Genomic DNA, 10,588 nt, shown 5'->3' on the forward strand with positions numbered 1-10,588 from the left:
TGATCCCTCTCCCCTTGCGGGAGAGGGTGGCCTGCGAAGCAGGTCGGGTGAGGGGTCTCTCAAAACTGAAAGCCGCGTGCAGCGGTTAGACCGGGCGGCAGCGTCAGATGTCTGAGAGACCCCTCATCCGTCGGCCTTCGGCCGCCACCTTCTCCCGCAAGGGGAGAAGGACTCGCTCGCACTTGAGCCCCGCCAATTCCCATGTCTACAGTAGGATAACGTCGTTCTCGAAGCGGCGATGTCCGTGGGAGGACGCCATGAACGCCTTGACCCCGATCTCAGCGGGCGATGCGCCAGACTATGCCGGCCTCACGGTCACCCCCGCCGGGCCGGTGCTGGGCGCCGAGATCTCCGGGCTCGACCTGACCCAGCCCCTGGAGCCCGAGATCGTCGCGGCGATCCGCGCGGCCCTGCTGCGCCACAAGGTGGTGTTCTTCCGCGACCAGGACATCAGCCACGAGGACCACGTTCGCTTTGGCCGCTATTTCGGCGACCTGGAGGGCCATCCGGTCACCGCCCACGTGCCGGGCTTTCCCGAGATCCTGCACATCGAGGCGGCCGACGGCATGAAGCTGCGCGAGGCCATCGTCCCGATCGTGCGGGCGGCCAACAAGTGGCACACCGACGTCACCTTCCGTCCCGCGCCGTCGATGGGCGGGGTCCTGCGCGCCCGCACCCTGCCGCCGTCGGGCGGCGACACCCTGTTCGCCGACACCGCCGCCATCTACGCCGACCTGCCCCAGCCGCTGAAGGACAGGCTGGCGGGCCTGCAGGCCGAGCACGACATCCTGCAGAGCTACGGCTACCGCATCGACGAGGCCAAGCGGCAGGAACTGCGCGCGGCCTATCCGCCCCAAACCCATCCGGTGGTGCGCACCCATCCCGAGACCGGGCAGGCGCATCTCTTCGTCAACAAGGTCTTCACGACGCGGATCCTCGGCCTGCCCGAGGACGAGGCCGCCGCCCTGCTGGCCGAACTGCTCGACCGCGTGAAGTCGCCCGAATACCAGGTCCGCTTCCGCTGGAGCCCGAACGCCATCGTCTTTTGGGACAACCGCGCCACCCAGCACTACGCGGTGCTCGACTACTGGCCGGTGGAGCGCGTCGTCGAGCGGGTGACGATCAAGGGCGACGTTCCATATTTCCAAGCCTGATCAGGGGCTTGAGACCATCTCGTTGGATCGCGGGCAGGGGGCTTCGTAAGCAGGTTCCGTCACTTTCAGCCAACGGAACGGCCCCGATGTCCCAGCCCCGTCAACTCAAGCTCGGCTTCATCCTGCACGGGGTCGGTCCCGGCTGGGGCGACTGGCGCCACCCGGACGCCCATCCCGGCGCCAGCACCGACTTTTCGTTCTACAAGCGTCAGGCCCAGGTCGCCGAGGCCGGCAAGTTCGACTTCCTGTTCGTCGCCGACAGCGTCTACATCACCGAGAAGTCCAGCCCGCACTACCTCAACCGCTTCGAGCCGCTGACCATCCTGTCGGCCCTGGCCGGCGCCACCGACAACATCGGCCTCGTGGGCACCCTGACGGTCAGCTACAGTGAGCCGTTCAATGTCGCCCGCCAGTTCTCCTCGCTCGACCACATCAGCGGGGGCCGCGCCGGCTGGAACGTCGTCACCTCCTGGCTCGAAGGCAGCGCCGCCAACTACAGCCGCGAGAAGCACTACGCCCACGACGTCCGCTACCGCCTGGCCGGCGAGTATCTCGACGTCGTCCAGGGCCTCTGGGACAGCTGGGAGGACGACGCCCTGACCTTCGACAAGGCCGGCGGCGAGTTCTTCGATCCCAAGAAGCTCCATACCCTCGACCACAAGGGCGAGTTCTTCTCGGTGAAGGGGCCGCTGAACATCAGCCGCTCGCCCCAGGGCCAGCCGGTGATCTTCCAGGCCGGCGCCTCGGAGGACGGCAAGGCCTTCGCCGCCAAGCGCGCCGACGCCATCTTCGTCTCGCACGAGGACCTCGACGCCGCCCAGGCCTACTACAAGGACATCAAGGCCCGCGCCGCCGGCTACGGCCGCGATCCGGACCAACTGCACGTCCTGCCCGCCGCCCGTCCGGTGGTCGGCAAGACGGCGGAGGAGGCCGAGGCGCTCTACAAGGAGCTGACCGAACTGGTTTCGCTCGACAACGCGCTCTCCATGCTGGCCCGGCCGTTCAACGAGTACGATTTCAGCCAGCACGATCCCGACGGCCCGTTCCCGCTGGAGGCCGCCGAGTTCGGGGCCAATTCCAACCAGAGCTCGGTCACCCGCATCGTCGCCGCCGTGAAGGCCGACAACCTCACCCTGCGCGAGACGGCCCTGCGCTTCGCCACGCCGCGCGGCCACTTCGTCGGCGCGCCCGAACAGGTCGCCGACAGCCTGCAGGCCTGGTTCGAAGGCCGCGCCTCCGACGGCTTCGTGCTGTTCGAGAGCCTGCCGGGCCAGCTGGAGGCCTTCGTCGAACTGGTGGTGCCGATCCTCCAGGCGCGCGGCCTGTTCCGCACCGACTACGAAGGGACGACCTTCCGCGAGAGCCTGGGGATCGACGTTCCCGCCAACCGCTACGCCGCGACCCTCGCCGCCGCCGAATAACGACACGAACGCCGGGAGGGACATCCGCCCCTCCCGGCAGACCGTCAGAAGCGGTAGCCGATCTCGACGCCGAAGGTGCGCGGCGGCTCGAAGGTGCCCAGCACCGGCGTGGTCAGCAGCGGATTGCTGGTCACGGCCGTGGCGATCAGGGTCTCGTCGGTAAGGTTGCGGCCGTAGGCCGTCACCGTCCAGTCGCCGGCCGGCCGGGCCCAGGTGACGAAGGCGTTCAGCTTGTTTTGGGCGTCCTGTGAGAGGACGTCACGGTTGAACTGGTTGAAATAGACCTTGCCGACCCAGATCGACTCCGCCCGGAAGGTCCAGTCGCCGAAGCCCGTCGGCAGGCCGTACTGCACCGCCAGGGTGGCCGAATAGGGCGGGGCCTGGGCGATGCGGTTGCCCGCCAGGTTCAGCACGCCGAGATAGCTGCGCGACGGGTCCGAGGTCTGGAACTGCGTGTACTCCGAGTGCAGCAGCGCGCCGTTCAGGTCGATGCGCAGGTTCTGCGTCGCCAGCAGGCTCGACTCCAGCTCGATCCCGCGGATCTCGGCCTTGGCGGCGTTCTCGAAGAAGGTGCCGGTGGCCAGCACCTTCTGAACCTGCAGGTTGCTGTAGTCGTAGAAGAAGGCCGACAGGTTGGTGCGCAGGCGGCGGTCGAACCACTCGGCCTTCAGCCCCGCCTCATAGTCCTTGAGCTTCTCCGGCTGGTAGGGGCTGGCGACGCTTCCCACCGAATAGCCGCCGCCCTTGAAGCCCTCGGCATAGGTCGCATAGGCCTTCACGTCCGGGGTGAAGGCGTATTCCAGCGTCACCCGCGGCGTCAGCGACGACCACGAATTGCGTTGCAGCTTGGTCGGGGTCGGGAACTGGTTGGGCGGCAGGCCAGGATAGTCGGTGGCCAGATTGACCACCGAATATTCGTCCAGGGCCTTCCTGTCCTTGCTCCAGCGCAGGCCGACGATCAGCGACAGCTTGTCGGTCGCCCGCCAGGTCGCCTGGCCGAAGGCGGCGTAGGACGTCGTCTTCTGCAGGCCGCCGAAGGCCGCGCCGATCGCCGGCGTCATCGCCCCGCCGACCAGCGCCCGCGACATCGGCGAGAAGCCGTTCACCCCGTTGATGTCTTCGGAGAAGTAGTAGGCCCCGACCAGCCAGTCGAACCGCTCGCCCTTGCCCGACAGCCGCAGCTCCTGGCTCAGCTGGCTGGAGATCTCGCGGTTATAGAGGTTGGCCAGCAGCAGGGTGGTGTTGTCGGCGTCGCTGAGGAACTGGGTCTTGCTCTCGCGATAGCCGGTCACCGACGACAGGGTCGCCGGGCCCAGCGTCCAGTCCAGCTGGTTGCCGAAGCCCCAGACCTTGCGGCGGTTGTGGGTGTCGGTGTCGTTGTTGGTGTCGCGGGCGTTGGGCGCGGTGGTCCCGCCTAGGCGGAAGGCGAGGGGAGCCAGGGTCGGATTGCCCTGGGCCAGGTAGTGGTAGTGATAGTTGGCGTCGTCGGCCGTGTAGTAGTCGAGCGAGGCGACGTTCCTGAAGTCGTCGTTGGGCTCGATCAGCAGCTTCACCCGCGCGGCGGCGGTGTGCTCGTCGTCGACATCGTTGCCGGTGTGGATGTTGCGGCCGTAGCCGTCGCGATCGACCTTCTGCACGGCCAGCCTCAGGCTGACGGCTTCGCTCAGCGGCGCGCTGACCGCGCCCTCGGCCCGCACCAGATTGTAGTTGCCCAGCGCCACGCGGGCGTAGCCGCCGAAGTCCTTCTCCGGATCCTGGGTGATGACGTTCACCGCCCCGCCGGTGGCGTTGCGGCCATAGAGCGTGCCCTGCGGCCCGCGCACCACCTCCACCCGCGCCACGTCGAAGAAGGTGCCCAGCGCGATGGTCGGACGGCTGAGATAGACCCCGTCCAGGTGATAGGCGACGCGCCCCTCGCTGCCCGGCGTGGTGGTGTCCAGGCCCACGCCCCGGATGGCGATGCGGGCGATGCCGACTGCTCGGCCGAAACTGACGTTGGGGATCGACGAGGCCAGGGCCTCGATACTGTTGATCTGGCGCTTTTGCAGGTCCGCCGCGCCGATGGCCGAGACCGCCAGCGGTGCGTCCTGGATAGCCACCTCCGAGCGCTCGGCCGTGACGATGATGTCGTCCAGCTGGACGGGCTGGTCGTCGGCGGCGGATGGCTTGGCGGTCTGGGCCATCAGCGGACTGGCCGACATGAGGGCGAGGGCGGTCGTCGAGGCGAGCAGCAGCGCTCGCCCCTGGCCGGTGCAGGGTCGCATTTCGATTGTTCCTCCCGATGGCGCCGTCGATCCGGCGCTCCTTGGGCTTCGTTCCAGTTCGCCCGAGGGGCGGCATGGCGAGCTTGCGGCGACGCTAACTCGACGCACGGCGTTCTGTGAAAGCCGTAGGGAGAATACCTGCTATCGGCGGGGCCAAACGAAGACGGCGGCGGCCCCGTCTGGGACCGCCGCCGCCAGTCGTCATGCCTGAAAAAGCGATCAGGGCTTCAGGGCCAGCCGGTAGGTCGCCATGCCTTCCTCGAAGATGTAGCCGTCGATGGTCTCGACCCACCAGACGAGGTCGACCATCGGCTTGCCGTCCTTGACGTACTTGCCGACCACTTCCGACTTCACGATCGCCACGTCCTGGGTCAGGCCGTGGGTGTTGACGTAACGGCCCTTCATCGACGGCACGCGGTCTAGGAAGTGCTCGGCCAGCGGGTCGGAGGGGACGGGGTCGCCGACATCGGCCATGCCGCGCGGGTCCATGATGGTCCAGCGGATGTTCTCCAGCCACGCCCGGTCGCCGGCCCAGTTGGTCAGGTGGCGGATGGCCAGGTCCCGGCCCAGATAGTTGACCAGCGGCGCGCGCTTGGCGCCTTCCTTGTGGATGTTGGTGGTGTCGATGCCGCCGTCCAGCGTTGGGGCGCCGGGGATCACCGGGCTGGGCGGCGGGACGGGCACGTAGTCGGCGCGGCTCTGCAGGCGCCAGATGCCGTCCTTCTCGCCCCGGATCAGGCCCTTGGCCAGCTTGGGATCCATGATCTCGCGCTTGAGGGTGCGGCTGCCGCCCGCGCCCATGCCCCACGGCGGGATCGGCGCGACCGAGACCTCGATCGGCCCGTCCAGCGTCCAGGCCGGCTTGTCGCCCACCTTGACGTCGTCCCAGTAGAGCGGCTCGGCGCCGCGACGGGTCTCCTTGGACCAGACGTCCTTGATGAACGCCCAGTCCTGGTCGGTGTAGACGTGGGCCGGCCGCCTGAACCAGTCGGGGGCCTGCCAGATCACCGGGAACGAGCGGTCCTTCGGCTCCTTGCCCGGCTTGGCCACCTTCACGTTCTCGGTGACGCGGAAGATCACGTCGCTGACCTTGACGCCCTTCTGGTTGAAGACCTCGCCCTTGGTCTGGATGACGATGTTGCGGGTGATCGAGCCTTGCGGCGGCGTCAGGTCCAGCACCGTCCGCTCGTTCATCACGAGATACAGCGTGTCGCCCGGATAGATCGGGGCCAGGTTGGTGACGCTGTGGTTCAGCTCGCTGACCAGCAGCTTGTCGCGCGCGCCGGGCGGCCACGGCGCCATGTAGCTGTCGTCGTGCGCGCCGAAGGTCGGATAGGCCAGGATGTCCTCGTAGCCCAGCGAGCGCGCATAGGCCGCGTCGTTGCGCAGCGCGCTGTCGGGGTCGTACTTCTTTGCGTTGTAGCGGACCCAGTCCTCGGTGACCTTGATCACGGGACCCAGGCCCGGGGTGTCCTTGGGCAGGGTTCCGGCGACCAGCGCCTTGACGTCGATAGGGCCGCGATCCTTCAGGGCCTGGTTGTCGGCGAAGTACTTGGCGACCAGCGGAGCCTCGCGGTCGGTATAGACCCCCGGATGCAGCAGTCGGTAGTCGTCGGCGGTCAGCTGCGCGGCGGGCGGCGCGTCGACCCTCGCCAGCGCCGCGACGGGCGCTGTCGAGATCGCCAGCAGGGCCGCCCCGGCCAGCAGGATATGGGTCAGAGCGCGCGGAACGCGGCGCAGCGAAGCGGAAGCCATCCTGTTGTTTCCCCTCTTGTCGTTGTCAGGCTGGAGCGAACCTGCGCGAAGGGCGTGGGCGCCGGCAAAGCCATTTGGCCGATAGCTCGCCGCCGCGCGGCTGATCGATGTTACGGCGCGGCAAAGGCTATCGGTCGCGCCGATAGCTGAAATCCGTTCTTTCGATTTGGGCGATGGAGGGGGTATCGATAGCGTCGATACCAAAGCTGGCGACAGACCGGCCTAGGGAGGAACATCATATGGCGCAGTTCATCTGGCGCGCCCTGGCCATGCTGGCCGCGCCCGTTCCCGCGACGGACACAGCGTCCGTATCCGCGATGATCTATCCGATCGCCTACGACCACTGGTTCGTGCCGGTGCGCTTCAGTCCCGAAGCCAGCGAAGACGAGGCGGCCTGATGCGTTTCGAGCGGCTCGACCTCAACCTTCTCGTGGCCCTGGACGCCCTGCTGGACGAGCGCAACGTCTCGGCCGCCGCCGAGCGCCTGTGCCTGTCCCAGTCGGCGATGAGCGGCGCGCTGGGGCGTCTTCGCGACTTCTTCGGCGACGAACTGCTGGTCAACACCGGCCGCAAGATGGTGCTGACCCCGCGCGGCGAGGCCCTGGCCGAACCGGTGCGCGGCGTGCTGCTGCAGATCAAGTCGACCATCACCACCAAGCCGAGCTTCGATCCGGCCACCTCCGACCGCAAGTTCACCGTCACGGCCTCGGACTACGCCCTGGCGGTGATGCTGTCGGGCGCTCTGCAGGCGATCTCGCAGCAGGCGCCGGACATCACCGTCGAGCTCGTCCAGCTCGATGACCGGCCGGGCGAGCACCTGGAGCGTCGCGAGATCGATCTGCTGATCACCCTCGATCACGCGCTGAGCGAGAACCATCCCAAGAGTCGGTTCTTCGAGGACGACTACGTGGTCGTCGCCTGGAGCGGAAACACCGAGATCAAGGAAAAGCTCGACCGCACGCTCTACTTCGGTCTCGGCCACGTGTCGGTGCAGTTCGGCAAGGCCCGCCTGCCGGCCTTCGAGGAATACTTCCTCCAGACCCAGCAGGTGCGTCGCCGGATCGAGATCGTCGCGCCGTCGTTCACGGCCGTGCCGGGCCTGGTGGTCGGCACCAACCGCATCGCCACGGTGCAGCGGCGCCTCGCCGAACAGGCCGCCAAGCACCTGCCGCTGGTGATCCACGAGTCGCCGGTCGACATCCCGCCGATCCGCCAGTCGATCCAGTGGCACCGTTCCAGCAGCCAGGACCTGGCCCTGCGCTGGCTGATCGAGCAGCTCAAGCGCTACGCCGGCCATCCGTCGCTGGAGCGTCCGGCCTTGGCGCTACCCGAGGACGAGATCGCCGGCGCCTGAGCGCGCCGCGCCGATAGGACCTATCCACACAAACGCCGAGCCGTCCGCAACGGCGCGCCTATGCTCGCGCCGTCCGCGGCCTTGCGCCCAAGCTTCAGGAGTTCGCCTTGCGTCCCGACAACCCCCTTCGCGACTGGCGCGTCGATCGCGCCGCCATCGGCTTCGTCGGCAAGGACCTGCAACGGCCCGAATGCATCCTGGCCGAACGCGACGGGACCCTGTGGTCGGCCGACGCCCGCGGCGGGGTGGTGCGCATCGATCCCGACGGCGCCCAGACCATCGTCTCCCAGGCGCAGCCCGAGGAGCTGGGCGGCGGCTCGTTCGAGGAGCGGTTCGTCAACACCCAGGGCTCGCTGCCCAACGGCCTGACCTTCGATGCGAACGGCGATTTCCTGATCGCCAACTTCGGAACCGACCGCCTGGAGCGGATGACCCGAGACGGCAAGAGCAGCGTCATCCTCGACAACATCGAGGGCCGGCCGCTGGGCAAGGCCAACTTCGTCACCCGCGACAGCAAGGGTCGGCTGTGGCTGACCGTGACGACCCAGATGGTGCCCTGGACCCGTCACGTCGAGACCATGAGCACCGACGGCTATATCGCCCTGATCGACGAGCGTGGCGTGCGCATCGTCGCCGACGGCCTGTGCGGGACCAACGAGCTGCGCTTCGACCCGAAGGAGGAGTGGCTTTATGTCGCCGAGACCACGGCCCGCAAGATCACCCGCTTCAAGGTCGAGGCCGACGGCGAACTGAGCCATCGCGAGACCTTCGGCCCCAGCAATGTCGGCGGCTTCTGCGACGGCGTCGCCTTCGACGCCTACGGCAATCTCTGGAGCACCCTGATCATGGCCGATCGCCTGATCGCCATCACGCCGGAGGGCGATCTCGTCACCTTGCTCGACGACGGCGATCCGGTTGGCACGGCGGCGCTCGACAAGGCCTGGGAGGAGGGGCGGGTGACGCCCGAACTGATGGCCGGCGCGACCGGGACCCTGGCGCCCTGGATGGCCAGCCTGACCTTCGGTGGCCACGACCTGAAGACGGTCTATCTGGGCTCCCTGCGCGGCTCGACCATCCCGTTTTTCCGCAGCCCGGTCGCGGGCCAGCCGCTGATCTACTGGTGAGGGCGGCATGAAAGCGATCATCACCGGGGCCGGCGGCTTCGTCGGCCAGGAACTCGTCAGGCAGCTGCGGGCCCACGGCCGCTTCGACCGCCTCGTCCTGCTCGACGCGCGGCTGCCGCCCGGCCTCGCCGGCCCGAACGCCGAACTGGTCGAGGGCGACCTTGCCGATCCGTCCATCCGCGCCCGGGCGACAGGGCAGGGGGCGGACGTCCTCTTCCACCTGGCCGGGGTCATGGGCGGCACGGCCGAGCAGGACCCGGCCCTGTCGCGGCGGATCAATCTCGACGCCACCCTCGACCTGATCGAGGCCGTGGCGGCGCACGGCAACGTCCCCCGGGTGGTCTTCACCAGCACTATCGCCGTGTTCGGCGCGCCCTTGCCCGACCAGGTCGACGACGACACCCCGCTGTCGCCGGCCATGACCTACGGCGCCCACAAGCTGATGGTCGAGATCGCCCTGGCCGACCTGACCCGGCGCGGCGCGCTCGACGCCGTCAGCGTGCGCCTGCCGGGGATCCTCGCCCGACCCCTCGGCCCCAGCGGCATGAAGTCGGCTTTCATGAGCGAGGTGTTCCACGCCCTGGCCGCCGGCAAGCCGTTCACGGTTCCGGTGTCGCGCGAGGCGACGATCTGGGCGATGTCGGTCGAGCGCTGCGCGGCCAACCTCGTCCACGCCGCCGGCCTGGACGGCGCGGTGATGCCGACCACCCGGGCGGTGACCCTGCCGGCCCTGCGCCTGGTCTTCGGCGAGATGGTCGACGCCATCGTCGCCCGCACCGGGGCCGATCCGGGGCTGGTGACCTATGTTCCCGACGCGCCCCTGGAAGCCCAGTTCGGCCGCCTGCCGCCGCTGACCGCCGCCGCCGCTCAGGCCGCCGGCTTCGCCCACGACGGCTCGACCGAGGCCTTCGTCGCCGCCGCCCTGCGCGGGATCGGCGCGCCATGAGCCTCGTTGCGATCCAGGCGGCCTTCGCGCCGCTGCCCGGCCAGGAGGCGCAAGTCGAGACGGTGCTGCGGCGCATGGTCGGCTTCACCCGGGCCGAGCCCGGTTGCCGCCGCTACGACCTCTTCCGCACCGAGGCCGGCTTCCTGCTGCACGAGGTCTATGACGATCAGGCCGCGCTGGAGGCCCATCGGGCGGCCGGCTATTTCGCCGATTACCGGCGCGACATCGTCCCGCTGCTGGCCTGGCCGATCACGGTGACCGCCCTGGCGCCGCTCGACGCCGCGGCGGGAAACGCCGGTGTCGATGGGGTCTTCGGCGGCTGACGGCGGGGGCGATACCTGTCCACGATAAAGACGTTTTGCCGCCGGCTCCGGCGGGTCCTACCAGCATCGTCAACGGCTTGGCCGACCAAGAGAACTAGGACGAGGAACACGCCATGGCGAAGTGGTTGAAGAGCGGTGCGGACGCGGGCGTTGTGGCGGCGGCGGACCGCGCGGTGCGCGAGACGGTGGAGGGGATCCTCGCCGACGTGGCGGCGCGGGGCGATGCGGCGGTGCGCGAGCTGTCGGC

9 protein-coding genes are annotated in these 10,588 nt (G+C 68.6%); 7 read left to right on the forward strand and 2 right to left on the reverse strand.

Annotated features, from left to right (window positions below):
- The first annotated feature begins 257 nt into the window (after window positions 1–257).
- Window positions 258–1,154 carry a TauD/TfdA dioxygenase family protein gene (locus AC07NG_RS21550; RefSeq protein ID WP_494596269.1) on the forward strand — a complete coding sequence of 299 codons (897 nt, stop codon included), beginning with the start codon at window positions 258–260 and terminating at the stop codon, window positions 1,152–1,154.
- An 86-nt stretch (window positions 1,155–1,240) separates the two neighbouring features.
- Window positions 1,241–2,575, forward strand: a complete 1,335-nt coding sequence (locus tag AC07NG_RS21555) for an LLM class flavin-dependent oxidoreductase (protein ID WP_494596271.1) — start codon at window positions 1,241–1,243, stop codon at window positions 2,573–2,575.
- Window positions 2,576–2,619: 44 nt separating this feature from the next.
- On the opposite strand, the gene AC07NG_RS21560 is transcribed toward AC07NG_RS21555, so the two are convergent.
- The gene (locus tag AC07NG_RS21560) at window positions 2,620–4,839 is read right to left on the reverse strand and encodes a TonB-dependent receptor (protein ID WP_494596272.1); all 2,220 of its coding nucleotides are present in this window, start codon (window positions 4,837–4,839) and stop codon (window positions 2,620–2,622) included.
- A gap of 219 nt (window positions 4,840–5,058) precedes the next feature.
- A complete protein-coding gene (locus tag AC07NG_RS21565) occupies window positions 5,059–6,594 on the reverse strand; it encodes a hypothetical protein (RefSeq protein WP_494596274.1) in 1,536 nt (511 codons plus the stop codon).
- A gap of 239 nt (window positions 6,595–6,833) precedes the next feature.
- Between AC07NG_RS21565 and AC07NG_RS21570 the strand changes: the two genes are divergently transcribed.
- The 5 genes from AC07NG_RS21570 to AC07NG_RS21590 all read left to right on the forward strand — a co-directional run bounded on the left by AC07NG_RS21570 (window position 6,834) and on the right by AC07NG_RS21590 (window position 10,341).
- Window positions 6,834–6,992, forward strand: coding sequence for a hypothetical protein (locus tag AC07NG_RS21570; protein ID WP_158285873.1), 159 nt, complete (start codon window positions 6,834–6,836; stop codon window positions 6,990–6,992).
- The gene (locus tag AC07NG_RS21575) at window positions 6,992–7,948 is read left to right on the forward strand and encodes a LysR family transcriptional regulator (protein WP_494596275.1); all 957 of its coding nucleotides are present in this window, start codon (window positions 6,992–6,994) and stop codon (window positions 7,946–7,948) included. The genes AC07NG_RS21570 and AC07NG_RS21575 overlap by 1 nt, the downstream gene beginning before the upstream one ends.
- A 107-nt stretch (window positions 7,949–8,055) precedes the next feature.
- Window positions 8,056–9,072, forward strand: coding sequence for an SMP-30/gluconolactonase/LRE family protein (locus AC07NG_RS21580; RefSeq protein ID WP_494596277.1), 1,017 nt, complete (start codon window positions 8,056–8,058; stop codon window positions 9,070–9,072).
- A 7-nt stretch (window positions 9,073–9,079) separates the two neighbouring features.
- A complete protein-coding gene (locus AC07NG_RS21585; RefSeq protein ID WP_494596279.1) occupies window positions 9,080–10,018 on the forward strand; it encodes an NAD-dependent epimerase/dehydratase family protein in 939 nt (312 codons plus the stop codon).
- Window positions 10,015–10,341 (forward strand): putative quinol monooxygenase, encoded by a 327-nt coding sequence (locus AC07NG_RS21590; protein WP_494596281.1) that lies wholly within the window; start codon window positions 10,015–10,017, stop codon window positions 10,339–10,341. The genes AC07NG_RS21585 and AC07NG_RS21590 overlap by 4 nt, the downstream gene beginning before the upstream one ends.
- The last annotated feature ends 247 nt before the right edge of the window (window positions 10,342–10,588 follow it).

The organism is Caulobacter sp. GW821-FHT10C03 (assembly GCF_059415485.1).

Coding starts and splice junctions, on each gene's coding strand:
- AC07NG_RS21550 (WP_494596269.1), top strand. CDS start 258: ATGAACGCCTTGACCCCGATCTCAGCGGGCGATGCGCCAGACTATGCC.
- AC07NG_RS21555 (WP_494596271.1), top strand. CDS start 1,241: ATGTCCCAGCCCCGTCAACTCAAGCTCGGCTTCATCCTGCACGGGGTC.
- AC07NG_RS21560 (WP_494596272.1), bottom strand. CDS start 4,839: ATGCGACCCTGCACCGGCCAGGGGCGAGCGCTGCTGCTCGCCTCGACG.
- AC07NG_RS21565 (WP_494596274.1), bottom strand. CDS start 6,594: ATGGCTTCCGCTTCGCTGCGCCGCGTTCCGCGCGCTCTGACCCATATC.
- AC07NG_RS21570 (WP_158285873.1), top strand. CDS start 6,834: ATGGCGCAGTTCATCTGGCGCGCCCTGGCCATGCTGGCCGCGCCCGTT.
- AC07NG_RS21575 (WP_494596275.1), top strand. CDS start 6,992: ATGCGTTTCGAGCGGCTCGACCTCAACCTTCTCGTGGCCCTGGACGCC.
- AC07NG_RS21585 (WP_494596279.1), top strand. CDS start 9,080: ATGAAAGCGATCATCACCGGGGCCGGCGGCTTCGTCGGCCAGGAACTC.
- AC07NG_RS21590 (WP_494596281.1), top strand. CDS start 10,015: ATGAGCCTCGTTGCGATCCAGGCGGCCTTCGCGCCGCTGCCCGGCCAG.